Source organism: Furfurilactobacillus rossiae, assembly GCF_013394005.1.
GTDB lineage: Bacteria > Bacillota > Bacilli > Lactobacillales > Lactobacillaceae > Furfurilactobacillus > Furfurilactobacillus rossiae.
In genome coordinates, this window is the sequence record NZ_CP040586.1 from 2,213,548 (window position 1) to 2,235,172 (window position 21,625).

Here is a 21,625-nt window from a genome sequence, read left to right on the forward strand (position 1 = left end):
TCCCCCATTCTAAGCTTCGTCTTGGAACTTAAAGTCTTTGTAGCAGGTGCAGCGAACGCGGTGTCCCGGTTCAACTTCATGCATCGTTGGGTGCGCTTCATGTTCGCTTGCGGGAACCCATGGAATCCGTGGGGCAAACTTACAACCATCTTGAGGCATCTTCTGTAATGAAGGAACAGAACCTTCAATGACATACAGATCGTCATTTTCACTGTCTTTTTGAGGCATTGAACGTAGCAATGAACGCGTGTAAGGATGTAGCGGATTGTCAAAAATCTGTTTGGCAGAACCCTTTTCAACCACTTGTCCGGCATACATAACCGCAACTTCATCAGCCGTCTCAGCGACAACACCCAAATCATGCGTGATCAAAATGATCCCGGCATGGTTTTCTTTTTGAATATCTTTAAGCAAGTCCAAGATTTGAGCTTGGATGGTAACGTCCAAGGCGGTGGTTGGTTCATCAGCAATCATCAGGTCTGGTTTGCAGGCAATCGCGATGGCGATAACCACACGTTGACGCATCCCACCAGATAATTCATGTGGAAATTGACGAATAACCCGTTCTGGATGAGGAATCCCAACTTGGTTAACCAACTCAAGCACACGGGCCTTCTTTTCAGCCTCAGTCATCTTGGTGTGGTAATCCAAGCCTTCTTGAATTTGATCACCAATTCGTTTCAGTGGGTTTAACGCTGATAACGGGTCCTGGAAAATCATGCCAATTTTGGCACCGCGAATCTCGTTCATCTGGTCTTCATTGAGCGTTAACAGGTCTTGACCCTCAAACTCAATTTTGCCACCAATTTTGGTTTCAGCAGGATCATGCAGGCCCATGATCGTCGTTGCTAAGGTACTTTTACCACATCCGGACTCCCCCACAATGGCAACAATTTCATCATTGTGGATATCTAAAGAGACGTCAGATACAGCCGGGTAGTATTTACCCTGAATTTTAAAAGCTGTACTGACGTCTTCGATTTTTAGAAAATGGTTCTCTTCATCTGCCATGCTACTCCCTCATTTCTTCAACCGCATTCAAGTGCATCAAACATTGCCCGTTATGTATGATGAACACAGTCTTATTCATAAGATTAAAAAGTCATTAGACAGAGTATAACTAATCAAATTCTAATTTACAAGCAGAAATGCATCCCCATTTATTCGCACATCATTAGTAACTAATGGTAAGGAATGCTGATAAACAATGTAGGAGCTTTTCATCGTTGATATGACAGCATTTTATAAGAATTAAAAATCGCTCACTAATTGACTTTTCGACAATCAGTGAGCGATTCAAGTTAAATTTTTTTAATCTTGCAGTATTGGTCAGTTTTCATCAAACCCACATTTTTCTTTTCACCAACGCTTGTATTGATTTCTTCCCCGTTGATGGCGGCTCAGCTCATCAATTTCCAGTTCAGACCAAACACCGCCATTACTGATTAGCTGCATATCTCTCATTTCATCATTCCGCATAAACGTCATCCTTCTTTCAATTGCATTACTATTTGTGTTTAAGTAATTTGTATAACATTATTATAGTGCGTAACAAAGTAATTGCAAGTGGTAACTCAAAAAAATACGGACATTTTTTAATGTCCGCATCCATTTCGTCTATTTTAAAATCTGTCAAAACTGCCAATGCGCCGTTCTTTCTGCATTGCGTGGCGAAAAACGACTAAACCCAGAGCAAACCAGATGACGTTTATGCCAAAATAAATCCCAATTAGATTAAGCGATACTGATTGTCCAAGGAACAAGTGCCTCGTAATTTCAATGCCAGCACCAAACGGCAATAACAACTGGGCACCAAAGTAATTCGGCATCGCAACGTTTGCCACGAATAATATTGCTGACTGAAGAATACTGCTCCAATTACCCACTCGCTTAAATCTCAACGAACCGGCTCCAAATAGCAGCCCAATCCCTAACATGCCGACGTTTGAAATAATGGCGATGACAAATACGAGAACGTCAGCCTTAATTAATTGCAGGACTGGAACAGAAATAACAAATGCTGTGATCACACTCAAAATAAGTAAGTACACAAAGTAATAAATATCAGTGACCCAGCTGCGAACTAGTGCAATGAACCACAACGCAAAGCGAGATTGAATCTCCGTTTCTAGAATACCCGTTCGTGCTCCTGTCTCAATAAACAGCGTCGACTCGTCCATTGCCACCACGCCCATATTCCAAAACATAAAGCCAATTAGGATCATGACAACTCCAAGATTTGTGTGATAAAAAGCGTCCATGCCTTTGACTGCCCCAAAGATCACTACCGCTAAATATGCAAAAGTATAAAGAATAAACTCACTCACAGTCGATGATAAGTATTTGATGTCCGTCTTCATTTGCATCGTTACTTCAACCCAGATCATGGTCCCCAATTCACGTGCGCTCATCGAATCACCGCCTTTTGATAAAGCTGTTCATACATTTGCCGCAATTCCGCTTCCGACAAACTGTGATTAACTGTTTTAATCACAGTCCCCTCATTCACGAATATATACTGTGTGGTCACTTCACTCATTAGTACTGGATCATGGGAAGACAGAATAATCGTATGCTGCGACTTTTTAGCAACAGAGTCGACCAGCTTCATTAAATCGACTTGTGCAGACATATCCAGACCATTTGAAGGTTCGTCCAACAATAACATCGGTGTATCAAACGAAATGGCGACGAGTAATGTCGCCTTTTTCTTTTGACCAGTCGACATTTGATCAAACTCTTTATTCATCAGACTTTCTGCATCGAACAGCTTGGCATTGGCCAGCATTCTGGCCTGTGTATCTCTAAATGGTACACATTGAATAGCACTGAAATAACGTAGATTTTCCAATGGCGTTAATTTATTTCGTAATCCACGATCACCAGCCGGAATATACAGTGAATTGCGCTGAGCCCACTTTTCATAGTGTGAATCATCCTGATTATCAAGTCTCAGTTGTCCACCATTGATGGTCGTAATCCCACTGAGCAACCGCATTAAGGTTGATTTGCCTGCTCCATTTGGTCCAATCAAGCCAATGACATTGCCAGTATCCAACGGCAATGAAAAAGACACCCCATGTAGAACCTCCGTACGGCCATAATCTTTGCGAACCTGATCTAATTGAATCTCCATCCCCGTCACTCCCTTAAGTAAAAATAATATGTACGAATTCTAAAGATTAATTTTCAATTAGAATAGCACTTTTTCCACAAAAGAAATATTTTTTAACTTTTTCTACTTCAACTGTTTACGGTTCAAATCTTTTTTTGGCGAGAGAACAGACTGAACGAAGTGGTAGGCGGTCAGCATTGATACCGAGCCGTGAAGGTGTTGTTAATTCGAATGGTTTTCTCGAATTTACAACACGGACGGTCGACAAGACTCGCGGTCTTCACGAGGCTCGTCGGCGAGGTGAGAGACTCCCGAACTTGGGAGGCTGGAACCGGTCCCACGGCGAGCGTGTCAATGCTGACCACCGGAAGCAATGAGCACAAAAAACCATCAATCACTGTCATAGAACAGTTGATTGATGGCAAAAATGATATTTGAACCGAATTAAGCTAAACGACGGTCGATGTAATTGGCCAAAACAGACAATCCGTAACATACGATAAAGTACATCACAGCAAGTGCTAAGAACATTGGAATAATGTAGTTGGCATTCTGTCCGTAAATAATTTGAGCGTGGTACGTCAAATCTGGTAACACAATGATCGTTGCCAGCGACGTATCCTTGATCAGTGAAATAAACTGACTAACCAACGCAGGAATCATCTTTTTGTAGGCTTGCGGCAGAATAATCTGGAACATGGCCTGCCAGTACGTCAATCCGTTTGCCCGAGCACCTTCCATCTGACCATTTGGAACCGCCTGAATCCCGGATCGAATGATTTCGGCCAACATGGTGGATTCGAAAATGGTCATCGCTAAGATCGTCGCTGGAATAATTTCAGGTTTGAACCCGAAGTTTGGCAACCCGAAGTAAGTGAAGAAGATGATCAGCAGCAGTGGTAAGTTCCGAATAAGGTCGATGATAAAACCGACAATCGCAGAAACATACTTAATTTTTGTGTATCGAATAATTCCTAAAAATGAACCGAGAATAAAGCTTAAAATCACGGATGCAACGGACACTTCAACAGTAATCCACAGCCCTTCGAGGAGGTAACGGAGGTTGATCCATGAATAGGCATCAATAAATGATTTCATCTGTTAACTCCCCTTTCTACGCTAAGCGTTTCTCTAGATAACGCATGTAGTAACTGATTGGCATGGTGATAATCAGGTACAACACCCCGACAACCATATAACTGTTAATCGTATCAAACGTGATGGATGCAATGTTGTTGGCTTGATACATTAAATCAAACCCGGCAACGAAGGCCAACACGGATGAGTTCTTAACCAAGTTAACGAACTGGTTACCAAGTGGTGGAATAACCAAACGGAATGCTTGTGGCAAGATGACGTTTGACATAGCCTGCCAGAACGTCAATCCGTTCGCCCGAGCACCTTCCATTTGGCCTGGGTCAACAGACTGAATCCCCGAACGCACCGTTTCAGCGATGAATGCCGATGTATAAATTGTTAACCCAATCGTCCCAGCAGTAAAGCCGTTAACTTTAACGACATACATTGGAATGACAAGGTAGAAGAAACTTGTAATAACCAGTAATGGAATGTTCCGGAAAATTTCGATATAGATCCGGGCGATTGTGCGTGCCACTTTGCTTTCCGTAACTTCCATGATGGCAAATAATGAACCGATAATCAGACTGAAAATTAACGCCAGGACACTGGATAATAGCGTCCAACCCAGACCGGTCAACAGCTCTTGCCAATGATCAGATAAAATAGTAATCATTATCGCTCCAGCTCCTTGTAGTTAAATCCAGGCACGTTACCGAACCATTTTTTAATTAATTGATTATATTCGCCGTCAGCTTCCATTTCCTTGATAGCCTTGTTGACCTCGTTAGTAAATGGCTTTTGACCTTTATTAACGGCAACCCCATAAGGCTCTCTGGTGAATGTCCCGCCAACAACTTTAAAGCCAGGGTTTTGAACGGCCATCCCATAAAGGATCCCGTTATCAGTAGTTAAAGCAACCCCTTGACCAGCTTTCAGAGACGTCAATGCTTGGGCATAATCTTGAAGTTCCAAGACACGAGCCTTAGGCGCAAACTTCTTAATGTTTTGAACTGAGTTCGCACCGACAACCCCCAGAACGGTTGTCCCAGATTTGTTTAAATCACTGACGTTTTTGATTTTACTGCCGTTTGGAACCAGTAGCGACTGACCGGCATCAAAGTACGAATTCGAGAAGCCAACAACTTTTTCACGTTGTGGCGTAATCGTCATCGTGGCGATAATGGCATCAATATTCCCATTCTTCAACAATGGAATCCGTGACTGTGACGTCACTTGAATAAACTTAGCTTTCCCCTTTTTGCCGAGGATGTGCCGGGTAATGTGCTTAGCCATGTCCACATCAAACCCTTTGATTTGATTATCACGAACATCCATCAAACCAAACAGCTTGGTGTCGGCCTTAACACCCCATGTAATTGTGTTTGCCTTGCGATCATTTTGCAGAACGTCTTGTTGTGACAGTGATTTTCCACAACCACTCAATGTCAGCATCAACGCGCCCAACGCCACTAATAAGGTCGCAAGTCTGAATTGTTTCTTCATGACAGTGCCTCCATAATTGTGTGCCAGAGACTCGGAATGCGGGCCCCGGCAACACTTTCTAAACGTGCACCCAACTCCTGAATCCTGTGCACAACCCGAAAGCTGAAACCGCCCTAGCAAAGACCGCTAGTTCAATTTCACCATTCACGTTGTTGCTCGGATTCACCCGGAATTGGGCAACACTCTTTCCAAATTAGTGGTTAATGATCTTGCTCAGGAACTGACGGGCACGTTCCTCTTTTGGATGATCGAAGAATTCCTTCGTTGCATCATCTTCAAGAATTTGACCGTCCGCCATAAAGATAACCCGGTTAGCAACTTCACGGGCAAAGCCCATTTCGTGAGTCACAACCAGCATTGTCATGCTTGAGTCGTTTGCAATTGTCTTCATAACACCCAGCACATCGTCAATCATTTCTGGATCCAACGCAGATGTTGGCTCGTCAAAAATCAGCGCCTTTGGCTGCATGGCTAATGAACGCGCAATGGCCACACGCTGTGCCTGCCCACCAGAAATTTCGGATGGCATGTTGTTAGCCTTGTCTGCCAAACCAACTTGGTCTAACAGTTGCATGGCTAGCTTCTTATTTTCATCTTCTTTTCTATGTAGCACGATTCGAGGTGCCAACATGATGTTTTCCAGCACAGACTTGTTTTCATACAAGTTAAAGTGCTGGAAAACCATTCCAACATTCTTCCGAATCCGGTTCATATCCGTCTTCGGATTAGCCAAATCCTGCCCATTAACAATTAACTGGCCGCTCTGGATCCGCTCCAAACCATTAATTGTTCGGGATAGTGTACTCTTCCCTGATCCTGACGGTCCGATGAGCACAACCGTTTCTCCTGCTTCCATCGTTAAATTAATGTCTTTTAACGCATGAAAGTCACCGTAATACTTCTGTACGTCGTGAAATTCAATCATTGACATAATCGGTTCCTCACCCTCAAATAATCTCAACCTAAACTGTTGAATTACAAGTTGTGTAATTCTCAAGGTCATTAACTAAGTTTAGACCCTAATAAGAGGGCGTGTCAAAGCTACTGTGCTCCGACACGCCCGTTTTCACGATATTTTCTTATTGATAATCTAATCTCTCAAAATTATCGATTTTCTCGACGATTTTGAGGCGTTTTATTTGACAAACTGTTGTTAACTGAATCTAAATTTTCAGCGGACTTTGCAAAAGACCGCATTGGGTCCTCGGTAGACGTCTGACTTTCAGAAAAGGCAGACGAATTCTGACTCGTCGCATTGGAAGCCGAATTCTTTTCACTGAAAGCAACCTCAACTTTGACCGTGTACGGCAAACGTCTCTCGATGACGCCGGAACGCCCAGCTGATTTAGCTACCCCACCTTGCAAAACAGCGGTGGCTAAAAATAGTTTGAACTGCTCATGTGCTTGCTTAATGTCCGACAAGCCGACCCGTGTTACCCGACCGACTGGCAGTGCCGTCATCTGATTCATCCCCGCATAGACTACAAAATGACCGTCCTGTTCTCGCAGATCAAAATAAGGTAACGGTGTCCCTTCACCAATCGCAAACACTGGCTTATTGGTCTCTTTAGCTTGGTTCAAAACTTCTTGGTCACTATGGCCTTCATAATCTTGAGGTAACAGATTAGCCGCCTGTAACTGTGCGGCAATCTGAGCCAAGTTCTTATGATTGGTACCATTCAGCTCAACTTTAGCAGGAATCACTTGTTTTTCATCATACAGCCCCGTCGCGGGCGCAAAATGATCATACCGATCATGCTCATTGAAACGACTTTCCTGTTCTTTTAAACGTTCATCGCCCAACAAGGCAGCAATCTTTTCGGACGGGTCGAGTACAAACCGACGTTTGAGAAAATAAAAGAAAAAGTTAACCAGTGTAAAGTACATCAGGGCAAAGAAGACCAAGATGAGCAAAGCGCCACGCAGGTAACCCTGGTTTTGAATAAACCGAATCCCAATGTAGAGCAAATACCAATCGCCAAAAAAGCCCAAGATGGTGTAAATGCGTCCCTTTAACGTTGTGTTGACATTAAAATAACCAAGAAAATGGTTTGCCATGTCGAGCAAACTAAGCATGTTGTCACCTACTTACTTATTCATGAGAGTTACTGAGTCAAAAATAACCTTTTATTGACTGCTTGATGTAGTTGTCGCGGTAGACGAGCCTGTATTAGCACCCGTATTGCCCGTTGCAGCACTATTGTTGTTCGTAGAATTGGCTGTCGTAGAAGAACTAGCTGCACTGGATTCAGTGGCCGATGAGCTACTTTGACGGGTTGTGGTACCAACATCATTGCTGTCAGCCGTGCTATTGCTCTTCGTCGTTGTGCTTGGCGTCGACTCATCAGTGGTTTGGCTGCTAGAGCTTTCGTCAGTAGTGCTGTCAGTCTTGGAACTTTCACTATTTGAACTTGAATTATTATCTTTTTTAGAATCATCCGACGATTGAACCGAACTGCCAGATGAATTAGTTACCGTTCTTGTGACCGGCGCCCCTTCAGACGTGTTCGTCACTTTGTTAACCACAATATTAGTTGCGGACAGCGCCAAAATAATCGACACAACAGCAACGGGGGTCACAAACGGCGGAATTCGATGATCCATAGCTAACTCCTTATTTATAAAAGCTTAGTCATTAAAACGAAATCTTTTGTTCATTGGCTGCTAGACCAATTCAACCATATAGTATAGACAAAACCCGTCAGCGTTAAACGTCGGCGGGTTCGATTTACATGGAACTTAAGATTTTCGTTTTGTTTGATTTGGACCAATGTCATTCTGCACCAGCAGCGACACAGTCCGCACACAGGCCATACATTTCAAAACGATGGCCTTCAATTTGTGCGCCTGGCAACTGGTTGGCAAAAAAGTCCATTGGACACATGGTCAATTCGGTCACTTTTCCACAATTACGACAGATAAAGTGATGATGGTGCATATTGGCAAAGTCACACTGGAACTTAATACGCGCTTGGTCACCGTTCACCTGTTGCTCAACCAAGCCGAGGTCTTCAAACTCCTTGACGTTCCGATAAATGGTCGCATGACTCATTCCTGGATAAAAGTCCCGCATATAGGCATCCAAACTCGTCACATCCGTATAATGATCTGGACGTTGGCACAAAAACGATAACATCGTTCGCCGTTGTTTAGTGATTTTCAGATGATGTTTCTGCAAAACTTCAACCGCGGTATTCACATCTTCTGCCATGGTAAGACCTCCAGTACATTGATAACAGTTTTAATCTGTATTGTTATTAAAAAGTAACGATTACTATTAAGTAGTGTAACAGAAAATCCTGCAAAACAGTAGTTTCTAGTTCAAGATTTCAGTGACCAAGGTATCGATCTTTTTCTTTGTTGAATCCAGGTCATCATTTACAATGACATGTGCTACATTCTTTAATTCCGCCGGCAAGGTCAGATCACGCCGATACTCTGGACTATCCAGCCGTTCCTGTAGCATCACCGTGTCATCCCCACGTTTGGTCATTCGATCAATCAAATCTTCATTCTGACTAACAGTTAAGAAAATAATGACCGCTTCATCACCGAGTTCTTTTGCATAAGTGATGGCACCCTTCGTATCTAAGACGATCGTGATGTAAGGATTTTTCTCAAACCCAGCATCGATCCCCTCATGGGAAGAGCCGTAGCGGTAACCTGAATAAGCAACTTGCTCTAAATAATGGTTCTTATCAAACGATGTATCATCTTCAAAATAATAATCGACACCGTTCATTTCGCCCTTTCGGGGTGGGCGCGTTGTATGTGTGATTACCTTAGGCATATGATAATAATCACGCAAATAATCACTGACGGTGGTTTTGCCAGTGCCGGTTGCTCCGGTAATGACAAAGACACGTTTCTTCATGGTTTTCCTCCGTTCAATTTCTCACAGATGTTAAGTTTACACCATCAGCGCAGAGTTTAAAAACGCTCCATAATCGAAACATTAGGTTCATCCGTCGTTTTTGCTTTAAAAATTAACGGTTGACGACGTCTAAAAAAATCGTTATAGTTATGGTCATCAAATGAGAATATTTCTCATACTTCAAGGAGAACGTTTATGACACAATCACTAACTCACAACACATACGCATTCGCGTTTAGTCTGTTTGGCTAGTGCTTGCATCGACTGTTGGATGCAAGCACGGTAAACTTCCGGTTTGCATCCATTCGGCTAACGTTTATTTAAAATGAACTCATACCGTTTGGATGATTGTACCACCTTCGTCCAAACGGTTTTTTTGTGGCAATCTATTTGAGATTGGCATTAATCAACTGGTGTTTTCGGCGAGGGGCTGAAAATACCAGTTTTTTATTAAAAAGGAGAACCGCCATGTCCATATTAGACAAAATGTTAAAGAAAGAATCACTGGATAACTATATTGATGCTGACAGCCGGCTAATCAAATCAATGTCCGCTTGGGATCTTGTTGCACTCGGAATTGGTGCCGTAATTGGTACCGGGATCTTCATTCTGCCTGGAACAGTCGCCGCAACTAAATCCGGCCCGGCCATTATTTTATCTTTCGTGGTCGCCGCCATCGTTTGTGGCCTAGCCGCCATGTGTTACGCTGAATTTTCATCCGCCCTGCCAATCGCTGGCTCGGCCTATTCTTACGGTAATGTGGTCTATGGTCAGTTCATTGGTTGGATTCTCGGCTGGGCGTTAGTTCTAGAATACATGCTGTCTGTGGCTGCCGTGTCCACAGGCTGGGCCGCCTACTTCAACTCGTTGATTTCAGGTTTTGGCATCCACATGCCAACCGCATTGTCCGGTGCGTTTGATCCGGCCCACGGCACTTACATTAACCTTGTCGCCGTCCTCATTGTTCTGTTCGTTGCCTGGCTGCTCAGCAATGGTATGAAAACGTCGACACGCGTTCAAAACATTATGGTTGCCGTTAAAATTGTCATCATCCTAATCTTCGTACTAGTTGGTCTATTCTATGTAAAACCGGCCAACTGGCACCCATTCTTTCCATATAAAGGTGGCGTGCTTGCCGGTGCTTCAGCTGTATTCTTCGCTTTCTTAGGTTTTGACGTGGTCGCTGCATCCGCTGCCGAAGTTAAGAATCCCAAACGAAATATGCCAATCGGTATTATTGGCACGTTAATTGTCGCTTCTATTCTATATATTGCTGTCTCCGTTGTTTTAACTGGTCTAGTTTCTTACAAACGTTTAAACGTTGCTGACCCAGTTGCGTTTGCTCTGCAACAAGTTGGGCAAAACTGGGGTGCTGCCCTCGTTTCAATAGGTGCGCTTGCCGGTATGTTCACGATGATGCTAGCCATGATCTACTCTTCTTCACGGCTCGTTTACTCCATTGGTCGTGATGGCCTTCTGCCCAAATGGCTGGGCAACGTTAACAAAAAAAGTGGTAATCCAACTGCTAGTTTGACAACGGTCACCGTGCTTATCGCAATCATGGCTGGTTTAGTACCACTAGAACAGCTGACAAACTTGGTTAATATCGGAACGCTGATTGCTTTCACCTTTGTCTCATTCGGCGTCATCCCACTTCGTCGCCGAAAGGATATCAATCACACAGACGGCTTCCGTGTCCCTTGGTATCCGGTCTTACCGATTATTTCCGGCTTGGCCTGCATGTTGTTGCTTTTCCGGTTGCCACTGGAAACTTGGGTTGCTTCCTTGATCTGGTTTGCGTTCGGGATGCTCATTTACTTCAGCTACGGGATTCGTCACAGCAAATTAGTGAACAAATAACATAGTCTCAACAGCTTAATGCCGTTACACTGACCGGAAACGCCGTTCCATGAGGACCGGTCTCAACCCGCACAAGTCACGGTTTTCGTCCTTGATTATGAGCCGAAATCCACGTCTCATAAGTCATCCCGCAACACTAAGCGGCCAAATTCTCGCCGCCAAGTGTTGCCCACACGGAACTCTGTTTCCCGTCAGCTCCACTACTTTCACAAATCAGTAAACCATTGTAAACACCGTTTGCCCTTGAATGATATCTTCTTAAACTGGCTGCTATGTGAGCTGGAGGGTGGCAACATTGATACCGAGCCGTGAAGGTAACGTTAATTCGGTGGGTTTCCGAATTTAGGTTACGGACGGTCGCAGGGACTCGCGGTCTTCACGAGGCTTTGCGACGAGGTGCAAGACCATGAACTTCGGGCTTGAGCCGGTCCCACGGCGAGTGTGTCAATGTTGACAACCGTAAGCGCCAGCCATCATCCAAATGTATTCGCCGGTGATAATCAAGCCAGCAAATTACAAAATAAATAAACGACAATTTTTTTATTTATAAAAGCTGATGTAAAGCCATTTAACAAACATTTTTCACATTATTCTGTCATCAATTGGAACGCAGACTTCACCATAGAAGCCTGCGTTTTTGTTTGTCAAAAAACAAATGAAAGCAAATTTAATGACTGTGTTCTCATCAATATCACTTTGTCCCCTCATTTGAAGCGTTCTAAGTTGCTCACTATACTAGCATTACAAAAAAAGTTGATTATTTTGCGCCTCAATTACGTAGTGACACTAATTGGTGGTTCAAAATAGTGATTTCTAATGGTTAAAGAACCATCACAGCAAATCAAACGGAGGATGTATCGATCATGCATAAGGTAACTCTATTCTTCTTTTCAACCCTCGCAGTGCTAACGCTTAGCACTGCCACAGCAAGTGCGGATCGTGGGGCAGACAACAGCCATGGCCCAGGCACTGCCGCAAATAACATCACTAATGTCACGACTGTTGGTCAAGGATTTATTGCTGATGGCATCAGTAATGCTTCGGCCCACTCAACCGCACAATTCGAAGTTAAGCCTGGCGATTTAACGCTTGACCATGTGCCTAACCTAAATTTGTCAACCGCCAAAGTCGCAGACATTATCAATGGTGATGTCACTGTCAACTACACCGATAACACCGTGAACAGTGCCAATAATTTTGATGGTAACAACAACGGTAAACTTGACATTGCCGACTATACTGGCTCAAATAATGGCTGGAAGTTGATGACCTCACTGGGGCAATTCAAAAACACTAAAAGTTCCGACACCATTGCCAATGCAAAACTGGCACTGAATGCAACTAGTTCAAAGGGCGATAGCGACGTTGCCAAACCAGATGCGGTCACACTGACTGCTTCCTCAGCAAATGATAACGGCACTGGCACTCAAGAAACCGCCATTTGGACAGCAGCCAAGAACACTGGTCAGGGATTCAATGAAGCCCTTTACGCAGATACCAAGAGCGCTAGCCTCACCATTAGCAAGCAAACCAATGTTGCAACAGGTGTTTATCAAGGCACTTTATACTGGAATTTGGTTAACGTACCTACTGCCAACGCGCCAAAAGCCTAACCATTCATTTACACTACCTCTTAAACAACTCACCGTGCCCGTTTTGTCCACAGACAAAACGGGTTTCAGTGCAATGCCAACTATATTAAAGGAGTGTTTGTATGTCCGGTTTATCCTCCAATCGAACACATTATTTCGGATTATTACTTGCTTCATTATTCACCGTTCTCATACTATCGCTGCCGTCAGTCAATGCAGCATCTAACAGCAATGGCGCCGGTTTTACCATCCGTGCAGAAATTCCAGACAACCAACTCGACAAAAGTGTCAGCTACTTCGATCTAAAGGTTCACCCATCATTAGAGCAACGGTTGACACTAATTGTCGCTAACACTTCATCGCAAGCACGCACATTAAGTGTCACACCTACAAATGCGTGGACAGGCGATAACGGTCAGATCAGCTACAGTCCTAATAAGAATCGGCAACCCACAGGACATAATAATTTTACGGATTTAATCAGCACTGGTGTCAATGTGGAACTTCACGCACACGAAGCCAAACCAGTAACATTTGTCCTTAAAACACCGGCAAAACAGCTTAAGGGTCAAATCGTCGGCGCCTTTTACGTAACGGACAAGCATGCGCAACACCCATCCAGTGGTAAAAACTTTCGCATTAATAACCGTTACGCCATGACGCTAGGCGTTAATTTGCAACAAACGGACTCGCTGTCACTAGCCCCAGATTTAAAGTTGATCCAAATCAAAACAAGCACAAACCATTATCAATCACAGGTGACCGCCAATGTAGCTAATACGCAGCCAGTTATGTTTGGTGAAATGACTGTCACAGGAAAGGTGTATCGCCGTGGTAATTCGCATTTACTATACGAAACCACAAAGAAACATTATGCAATGGCACCGCTAACAAGTTTTAATTTTGGTGTCCCGGTTACAAAACACCGGTTAAAACCAGGTCACTACACGTTTAAGCTCACCGCTAAATCAGGCAAACACATTTGGCATTTAAGCCGCCACTTCACAGTTACCCGCCAGACAGCGCATCAAGTCAATCAGCATGTGACCGTTCAACACAACTGGACTTGGCTATACATTTTGCTTGGCGTACTGGGCGCGCTCATTCTCATAATTGTTGGCTATCTTGTGGGCAGTCGTCGCCACCCGAAAAAGTAAGGATAAGGACTGTAAATTAACATGAAGTTTAAACGTGTGTGGTTAAGTATCATCATGTTCATATTGGTGTCACTATTGTTCCCCTTTACTGGTCACGCAGACGACAACGTTGTCCCCAAGAGTGCCCCCAGCGCGGATCCATTTTCAGTTGGTAGATTTGTGCTTGTCGGTGGTTTCACGCAACAACCCCTCAGTCTGAACACCGTTTCAGACAAAGACTATCAACTTTCGTTTACAGCCATTAAGTCTCTTTTTGATCCTTGGACCGATAACATAACAGCATCTTGGTATATTAGTGAAGACGGAAAAAACTGGAAAAAAGCACAGGAAGATGGCAACGCGTTGTCAGGCAGCCTTAAAACTCAGCAACACGTTGATCACGTGTCTACATTTTATTATCAAATTTCAGTGACAATTCACGGATTTTTAGCTAATCCGATCTATTGGTCCAAAGTTGCCAAGGTAACAATTTCCCCGCAGGACGTGCATGCTACTGCTTTATCTATTGCCGGCGAAAGCGATACCCTCCCAAACGGTAATTCAGAAAACATTCTGGCAACGCTAACGCCAGCTAATGCAACGGATTCAATCAAATGGTCTGTTGATAATTCACAGTTAGCCACCATCGACGCCACGACTGGTAAGCTAACCGCAACCTCAGATTTGAATCAATATGGCAAGGTAACGGTTACCGCCACCACTTCAAACGGCATTACCGCTAGCACCGTTGTTTACATCGGAGCGTTGCAGGACAAACTTGTTAATGAAGGATCAGACGCTTCTTTCATCATCAAAGGATTTCCTAAATCGGCCTATGTCGTCGGATGGCATCAAATACCGCCTCATGGATCCGACAAGCCCATCACTAACGGACCAAACGCAAGTATTTCAGCATCTCCAGATGGCATGCAAAATGGTATGTTGACGGTCAAAAACACTAGCGCTGCACAGACTCAAACACAGTATTACGCAGTTATCGGGTTCAGTGGAGCTGACCAGCAAACGAATACAAATAAAGCACGTCTGTTTGTGAATCCCGGTGGTCAATTAACGCTAGATGCTATCCCCAACTTTACGTTCAGTAAGACTGATAGCACACCACTCACCGTAAATAACATTGCTCAAGGCGTGACACTAGGATCAGTTAGTAACGTCTCCCAAGGGACATCGTTAACTTATGATGGCAATAATCAACAATTACTATCCATTTATGATCCGCGGGTCCACAGTACTGGTTGGTCGCTCACAGCCGCGATGGCTACTTTTGCAAACACGGCTACACGTCAACCAATCGGCAACAAAGGTGGTATTAGTCTGAATTTGATTAATGACCAAAATAAATCTTTGGCTATTTTAAAGGATGATGACCAACCAGTTTCAGTCATTAATGCCACAACACCGAACACAAACGTTCACAGTTCTTTATCTGGTAGTACACTCACAATTGACCCTACCCACGCGGCTGACAGCGGTCATTATTCTGCCACCATTTCTTGGACACTAGCGGATGTTCCGAAGGCGAATGCTGCTAAATAAATAGTGCCTCGCAAAAAAACAGGCTTGTGGAAAAAAATCCACAAGCCTGTTTCACTTACTTTCTAAACATCTTAAATTGCAAGAACAAATCATTATACGTACCTGTTTCCTTAACACCAAGGTCTTGGTATACCTGTGTATCTTTGATGACACTAGCACTTGGATAAAACTCCTTGTCCTGACGAACATCCGCAGGCAATAACTGTTCCGCTGGTGCATTAGGTGTTGAGTAGCCCACGTACTCTGCATTCTGTTTAGCGTTTTCTGGACGGTTCATAAAATTAATGAAAGCGTAAGCGGCCTTCAAATGTTTGGCCGTCTTCGGAATAACCAGGTTATCGATCCACAGATTGGTACTTGGCTTCGGAATGACGTAATGAAGATGACTATTATTACTGATCATCTCGGCCGCATTGCCAGAATATGTTACGGCAACTGCTGACTCATTTTGCTCCATGTACATCATGATTTCATCATCGAGCACAGCCTTAACATTGGGCGTTAGCTTCGTGAGCTTCTGCTCCGCTTCGTCCAGCTGGGCTTGATCATGCGTATTAGCTGAGTGTCCTTGTGACATCAGTGACAGTCCTAAAATATCACGGGAAGAATCGACTAACATGATGTTGTCCTTAAACTGTGGCTTCCATAAATCGTCCCAGGTCGTCAATTCACCCTTTTTGACAAACTTATCATTGTAAACAATCCCCAGTGTACCCCAGAAATAAGGCACTGAATATTCATTATGAGGATCAAAAGACAGGTTTTTAAACTGCGTCGAAATGTTGTTCATACCCGTTAATCGGTTCTTGTCCAATGGCCTGAGTAAATGATCAGCCTTCATTCGCTGAACCATGTACTCGCTTGGAACCGTCAGATCATATGACGTGCCACCCTGTTTGATTTTTGTGTACATGGATTCATTACTATCAAATGTTTGGTAGGAAACATGATAACCTGTTTCGTGCTCAAACTTCGTTATCAACGCTGGATCGATGTAATCCCCCCAGTTGTATAAGTTTAGCACGTTGTTGCCAGAACCAACGACCCCTTCAACACGCTGTAAATGATGCGCAGTCAGACCAAGTCCCAAACTGACCGCTAAGATAACAACAACCAAACTAACTAATCGCTTCATTTGATCACCGCCTCAACTTGTTGACGGTTCTTGGTTTTGCGGCCCTGATTGTACTGTTCCAGGAAATAGTACCCCGCAATCAGTAGCAGTGAAACTAGGAACCACAGCGCTGACAATGCGTTGATTTCCAGATCGACCCCTTGCCGAGCACGTGAGTAAATTTCCACAGACAACGTTGAGAAACCATTTCCAGTGACAAAGAACGTAACCGCGAAGTCATCCAGCGAATACGTTACAGCCATGAAGAAACCGGAAAAGATACCAGGCATGATTGCTGGCAAAATCACCCGCGTCAACGTTTGCCAAGGATTAGCACCCAGATCAGCCGCGGCATCGATCATAGACGCATTCATTTCATTCAGCTTGGGCAAAACCAACAACACAACGATTGGAATCGAAAAGGCAATATGACTCAGCAACACTGAGATAAAACCCAATCGCAACCCTAACATCGTGAAGAAAATCAGGAAACTGGCCCCGATAATAACGTCAGGCGAAACCATCAGAATGTTATTCAATGAAAGGACAGTCTGGCGGATCGCACGGTGGCGCGTTTCATACACACGCAGCGCACCAGCCGTACCGATGATTGTCGCAAACAGTGAAGACAGCAACGCTACAATCAGTGTGTCTAACACAATTTGAATCAACCGTGGGTCATGGAACAACGTTTGGTAATGGTCAAACGTAAAGCCATGAAAATTGCTCATCGTATTGCCTTTACTAAAGGAATACATGACTAAAAATAAAATTGGCGCATATAAAATGATAAATACAATGATGAGGTAGGCTTTGGACCAGCCAGACAGTTTACTTTGCATGACGTGTCCTCCCCTTCTTTTTGCGTTCGCCGGTTAGCAACATCGTAATCACCATTGCCACAATCAAGATGACCCCGATTGTCGAACCCATTCCCCAGTTCTGTGTCACCAGGAAATGTTGTTCAATGGCGGTCCCCAGGGTAATGACTCGGTTACCACCGATTAGGCGCGTAATCATGAAGAGTGATAACGATGGAATGAAAACGGACTGAACCCCGGATTTCACCCCATCCAGCGTTAATGGAAAGATTACCCGGCTGAACGTTTGCCAGCCACTGGCACCCAAGTCCCGACTAGCGTTGACATAGGACGGGCTCAATTCCGCAATGGCATTATAAATGGGCAGAATCATAAACGGAATCTCAATATAGGTTGCGACAAATAGAAAACTCGCATCGGTAAACAGCAGTTGTTTAGGTCCGATACCGATAAATGTCAAAAAGCTGTCCACTGAGCCACTACGTGATAGTAACCCAATAAAGGCATACGTCTTTAACAGTAAGTTAATCCACGTCGGCAAAATAATTAGCAGTAACCATAATTGCTTATGCTTTAATTGATTCAACAGATACGCCGTTGGATAACTGATCAGTAGCGTAATCGCCGTAATCAAAAACGCATACCAGACAGAATTAAACGTCATCTTCAGATAAACACCTGAATGAAAATACGTCGCGTAGTTGCTTAGGGTGAAGTGCCCCGCAATATTAAAAAATGATTGATAAACAATCAGTACGACTGGTGCAATGACAAACAGTGCAATCCACAAGCCGTACGGAATGTAGTAGAACAGTTTGCCTTGTTTCACCGATCAGATTCCTCCCCTTCATACGTTTCCAAACGGGCATCAAAATCTTCCTCAGATTCGTTAAACCGCATCACATGGATATCCTCAGGATCGAAGAACACACCAACCTGAGCACCCACTTCTGTGCGATGAATGGAGCGAATCCGCCAACTATTACCAGTATCGTCGTGACCCGTGATTTCAAAGAACACACCACGGAACAATTGTGTATCCACTGTCATTGTCAGTGACCCCTTGGCCACCGTTGTGATATCCAAGTCTTCTGGCCGGATAACCACTTCAACCGGTTCGTTTGGTCGCATCCCAGCGTCCACACACTTAAATTCATGCCCAGCAAACGAAACCAGGTAATCAGCAACCATATGGCCACGCACAATATTACTTTCACCAATAAAATCAGCCACAAAATGGTTGATCGGTTCGTCATAAATATCGACCGGTGAGCCAGTTTGCAACACTTGTCCCGCATTCATGACGAAAATTTCATCACTCATGGCTAGTGCTTCTTCCTGATCATGAGTCACAAAAATAAACGTAATCCCTAATCGTTGCTGCAATGCTCTCAATTCGTACTGCATTTCCTTACGCAGCTTCATATCCAAAGCGGATAACGGTTCATCCAGTAGCAATACGTCCGGCTCATTTACAATGGCCCGGGCAATCGCAACCCGTTGTTGTTGACCGCCAGAAATTTCATTAATTTCGCGGTCCTCATAACCGGACAATTGGACCATCTTTAACGCATCTAAAACGCGAGTGCGAATGTCTTTCTTGCTGACCTTCCGTAACGTCAATGGAAACGCAACGTTGTCAAACACATTCATATGTGGAAACAACGCGTAATCCTGAAAGACCGTATTTACCTTCCGTTTGTTGGCTGGCACATTATTAATCCGTTTGCCGTCAAACATCACGTCGCCCTCAGAGGCATCCGTGAATCCTGCAATAATACGTAAAATTGTGGTCTTCCCACATCCAGACGGGCCCAACAAAGTGTAGAACTTACCCTGTTCTATTTGAAAGTTGATACCCTTGAGCACCTCGGTCTCACCGTAACGCTTTACGATGTCCTTAAACTCAATAATGGTTTTCGCCAATCTAACGTCCCTCCATCACCATTAAATCTGCATTCTCATGCGGTTTACATTGGTTTCAATAGTAACCGAAATAACACCAAATAACTAGCAAATTTACCTAGCTTGTGGAAGTGTCACTTGGTTGTAATAAACTACCTATTTTTATTGCGTTCGTTAGGACCGCTTACAATCGTTTCCTCGTTTGGTGGATAAAAGTCCGCTAACGGTTGGCTGCTTTTGAAACCTCCCGTGGGACCGGTTCGAGCCTGAAAACCACAGTCTTTCAGGCCTGAACCGGTCCCACGGAGAGCGTGTCACTGTTGACAACCGTAAGCGAAGACGAAAGCACAAATGCAAACTCCAAGCGACACAAAAAAAAGTGCAACAACGATTCGTAACCGTTATTGCACTTTATAAATCTGCTATTACTTGATCGTCACGTCACGGAAGAACAATCCCGTTCCGTTTGGATCAATGGCTAGTCCCTTAACACTCGGACGTTGCATATAAACGTAGGCACCTTGGAAAACCGGCGCAGTGAACGCGTCCTTCTTAACAATCTGATATTCAGCATCCTTCAAGGCCGCCCAACGCTTGGTTGGGTTTGTCGCATACGTCGAGTTGGCGTCTGCGACATCCTTCAGATACGTTGGATTCTTGTAGTCCGTATTCAAGTGGTAAGCTCCACCATCCGTGATAAATTGATAAGGATCTTGGTAATCAGGACTCCAAATACCGTAGACAATATCAAACTGATAATTGTGACCAAAATTCAAGCGTTGTTTCAATGGTACTTCGCGGACGGAAATCTTCAGCCCCGGCAAGTTCTTTTGATAAGAGCTTTGCATGAACTCAGCGACAGCTTTCGCTTCTGGCGTATCTGCCGATAAGAATTCCAGCGTCAGGCTCTTTTTGCCTAGTTCCTTTAGCCCTTCTTTGAATTCCTTCTGTGCATAGGCACGGTCATACGGAACTAAATTGCCGCTGTACTTGCGGAAATCTTCACCGGTGACCGAGTTTTTAACAAAGTTAGCTGGCACAATCCCGTTCAGTGGTGTTGACCCATCCTGTAAAACATTCTTTGTTAACTGTGTCTTATTGAAACCAGTAGCTAGGGCACGGCGAATGTGAACATTGCCCGTCGCTTCCCGCTTAGTATTGAAGTTTAAGTAGCCAATTGCTGGAATCTTACGAACATGGTAGCCGCCACGACCTTTATACTGCTTAACATATTCATTGTCCAAGTCGATAAAGTCCAACTTACCGGACTGATATAAGTTTGCCGCGGTACTTTCCGACTTAACAGTAGTCAGCGAAATTTTATTAATGTGAACCGACTTAGCGTCCCAGTACTTCGTGTTCTTCACGAAGGCCCACTTATCGTTTGTTCCTGTCCACTCAGTTACCTTAAATGGACCATTGTAAATGGCATGAGCGGCGCTCGTACCGTAGGCCTGTCCTTGCTTCTTAACATAGGCTTCGTCTTGAGGCGCATATGGGGCGGTGGCCAACAATTCGTTCAAGTAAGTGATTGGATTGGCTAATGTAACTTGTAGCGTCGTCTTGTTTAAGGCTTTTACGCCTAAATCAGTGATTGGTTTCTTACCCAAACGGACATCCTGACCATTCTGCAATGGGTCAATATTTTGCGAATTTGGAGAGCCCGTCGTCGGATCAGCAAGCTTCCGCCATGCGTAGACGTAGTTTTGTGCTGTTACAGGATCGCCGTTTGTCCATTTATTTGTCTGCAGTTTAAATGTATATACCTTTTGATCTTTGGACACGGTGACGGACTTTGCTCCAGCCAATACAGGCTTGCCCTTTTGATTGAGCCTATAGAGCCCCTCAATTGCGTTTTGGATGGCTTCACCAGAACTAATGTCGGAGTAACGGCTACTGTTCAACGTCGCTAAGGCGTCAACGGTACCTACGCGAAAATTATTTTTATTAGCGGTGGTCTTTTTATTACCACAGGCAGCTAACGTAATGGCCGTAACTGTCGCAATCGAAACTAACGCAACCGTTCGAAGATAATGTTTAAGGTGTTTCACTTTTATCGCCCCGTTTA

20 protein-coding genes are annotated in these 21,625 nt (G+C 44.1%); 4 read left to right on the forward strand and 16 right to left on the reverse strand.

The window, feature by feature from the left end; translation table 11 throughout:
- Window positions 1–9 precede the first annotated feature (9 nt).
- From LROSL1_RS10710 to LROSL1_RS10760, 11 genes are all read right to left on the reverse strand, one after another.
- A complete protein-coding gene (locus tag LROSL1_RS10710) occupies window positions 10–1,011 on the reverse strand; it encodes an ABC transporter ATP-binding protein (RefSeq protein ID WP_178914551.1) in 1,002 nt (333 codons plus the stop codon).
- Between the two features lie 611 nt (window positions 1,012–1,622).
- Window positions 1,623–2,411: a hypothetical protein gene (locus tag LROSL1_RS10715; protein WP_178914552.1), complete on the reverse strand. Its 789-nt coding sequence runs from the start codon at window positions 2,409–2,411 to the stop codon at window positions 1,623–1,625.
- Entirely contained in the window at window positions 2,408–3,136 is a 729-nt protein-coding gene (locus tag LROSL1_RS10720) for an ATP-binding cassette domain-containing protein (protein WP_178914553.1), read from the reverse strand. The genes LROSL1_RS10715 and LROSL1_RS10720 overlap by 4 nt, the downstream gene beginning before the upstream one ends.
- A gap of 423 nt (window positions 3,137–3,559) precedes the next feature.
- Window positions 3,560–4,213: an amino acid ABC transporter permease gene (locus LROSL1_RS10725; protein ID WP_017261430.1), complete on the reverse strand. Its 654-nt coding sequence runs from the start codon at window positions 4,211–4,213 to the stop codon at window positions 3,560–3,562.
- Window positions 4,214–4,229: 16 nt separating this feature from the next.
- Window positions 4,230–4,868 carry an amino acid ABC transporter permease gene (locus LROSL1_RS10730; protein WP_161003542.1) on the reverse strand — a complete coding sequence of 213 codons (639 nt, stop codon included), beginning with the start codon at window positions 4,866–4,868 and terminating at the stop codon, window positions 4,230–4,232.
- Window positions 4,868–5,698 carry a glutamate ABC transporter substrate-binding protein gene (locus LROSL1_RS10735; RefSeq protein ID WP_017261428.1) on the reverse strand — a complete coding sequence of 277 codons (831 nt, stop codon included), beginning with the start codon at window positions 5,696–5,698 and terminating at the stop codon, window positions 4,868–4,870. The genes LROSL1_RS10730 and LROSL1_RS10735 overlap by 1 nt, the downstream gene beginning before the upstream one ends.
- Before the next feature lie 193 nt (window positions 5,699–5,891).
- Entirely contained in the window at window positions 5,892–6,629 is a 738-nt protein-coding gene (locus LROSL1_RS10740; RefSeq protein ID WP_017261427.1) for an amino acid ABC transporter ATP-binding protein, read from the reverse strand.
- A gap of 173 nt (window positions 6,630–6,802) precedes the next feature.
- Window positions 6,803–7,774 (reverse strand): DUF6681 family protein, encoded by a 972-nt coding sequence (locus LROSL1_RS10745; RefSeq protein ID WP_178914554.1) that lies wholly within the window; start codon window positions 7,772–7,774, stop codon window positions 6,803–6,805.
- Window positions 7,775–7,825: 51 nt separating this feature from the next.
- Window positions 7,826–8,302: a hypothetical protein gene (locus LROSL1_RS10750; RefSeq protein WP_178914555.1), complete on the reverse strand. Its 477-nt coding sequence runs from the start codon at window positions 8,300–8,302 to the stop codon at window positions 7,826–7,828.
- Window positions 8,303–8,471: 169 nt separating this feature from the next.
- The gene (locus tag LROSL1_RS10755; RefSeq protein WP_017261424.1) at window positions 8,472–8,909 is read right to left on the reverse strand and encodes a Fur family transcriptional regulator; all 438 of its coding nucleotides are present in this window, start codon (window positions 8,907–8,909) and stop codon (window positions 8,472–8,474) included.
- Window positions 8,910–9,014: 105 nt separating this feature from the next.
- On the reverse strand, window positions 9,015–9,572 hold the full coding sequence (locus LROSL1_RS10760; RefSeq protein WP_017261423.1) for a hypothetical protein: 558 nt from the start codon (window positions 9,570–9,572) through the stop codon (window positions 9,015–9,017).
- A 468-nt stretch (window positions 9,573–10,040) separates the two neighbouring features.
- Here LROSL1_RS10760 and LROSL1_RS10765 point away from each other — a divergent pair, with 468 nt between their 5' ends.
- The 4 genes from LROSL1_RS10765 to LROSL1_RS10780 all read left to right on the forward strand — a co-directional run bounded on the left by LROSL1_RS10765 (window position 10,041) and on the right by LROSL1_RS10780 (window position 15,717).
- Complete coding sequence (locus LROSL1_RS10765) at window positions 10,041–11,432, forward strand: APC family permease (RefSeq protein WP_017261422.1); 1,392 nt, start codon at window positions 10,041–10,043, stop codon at window positions 11,430–11,432.
- A gap of 863 nt (window positions 11,433–12,295) precedes the next feature.
- Entirely contained in the window at window positions 12,296–13,045 is a 750-nt protein-coding gene (locus LROSL1_RS10770) for a WxL domain-containing protein (protein ID WP_178914556.1), read from the forward strand.
- A 101-nt stretch (window positions 13,046–13,146) separates the two neighbouring features.
- Complete coding sequence (locus tag LROSL1_RS10775; RefSeq protein ID WP_178914557.1) at window positions 13,147–14,181, forward strand: DUF916 and DUF3324 domain-containing protein; 1,035 nt, start codon at window positions 13,147–13,149, stop codon at window positions 14,179–14,181.
- A 21-nt stretch (window positions 14,182–14,202) separates the two neighbouring features.
- A complete protein-coding gene (locus LROSL1_RS10780; RefSeq protein ID WP_178914558.1) occupies window positions 14,203–15,717 on the forward strand; it encodes an Ig-like domain-containing protein in 1,515 nt (504 codons plus the stop codon).
- Window positions 15,718–15,772: 55 nt separating this feature from the next.
- On the opposite strand, the gene LROSL1_RS10785 is transcribed toward LROSL1_RS10780, so the two are convergent.
- From LROSL1_RS10785 to LROSL1_RS10805, 5 genes are all read right to left on the reverse strand, one after another.
- The gene (locus LROSL1_RS10785; RefSeq protein WP_178914559.1) at window positions 15,773–16,852 is read right to left on the reverse strand and encodes an ABC transporter substrate-binding protein; all 1,080 of its coding nucleotides are present in this window, start codon (window positions 16,850–16,852) and stop codon (window positions 15,773–15,775) included.
- Window positions 16,849–17,673 (reverse strand): ABC transporter permease, encoded by an 825-nt coding sequence (locus LROSL1_RS10790; protein ID WP_178914560.1) that lies wholly within the window; start codon window positions 17,671–17,673, stop codon window positions 16,849–16,851. Before LROSL1_RS10790 ends, LROSL1_RS10785 begins: the two co-directional genes overlap by 4 nt.
- Window positions 17,663–18,481, reverse strand: a complete 819-nt coding sequence (locus tag LROSL1_RS10795) for an ABC transporter permease (protein ID WP_027827222.1) — start codon at window positions 18,479–18,481, stop codon at window positions 17,663–17,665. Before LROSL1_RS10795 ends, LROSL1_RS10790 begins: the two co-directional genes overlap by 11 nt.
- Window positions 18,478–19,578 carry an ABC transporter ATP-binding protein gene (locus tag LROSL1_RS10800; RefSeq protein ID WP_017260477.1) on the reverse strand — a complete coding sequence of 367 codons (1,101 nt, stop codon included), beginning with the start codon at window positions 19,576–19,578 and terminating at the stop codon, window positions 18,478–18,480. Before LROSL1_RS10800 ends, LROSL1_RS10795 begins: the two co-directional genes overlap by 4 nt.
- 404 nt (window positions 19,579–19,982) lie before the next feature.
- Window positions 19,983–21,608, reverse strand: a complete 1,626-nt coding sequence (locus LROSL1_RS10805) for a peptide ABC transporter substrate-binding protein (RefSeq protein WP_178914561.1) — start codon at window positions 21,606–21,608, stop codon at window positions 19,983–19,985.
- Window positions 21,609–21,625: the final 17 nt, after the last annotated feature.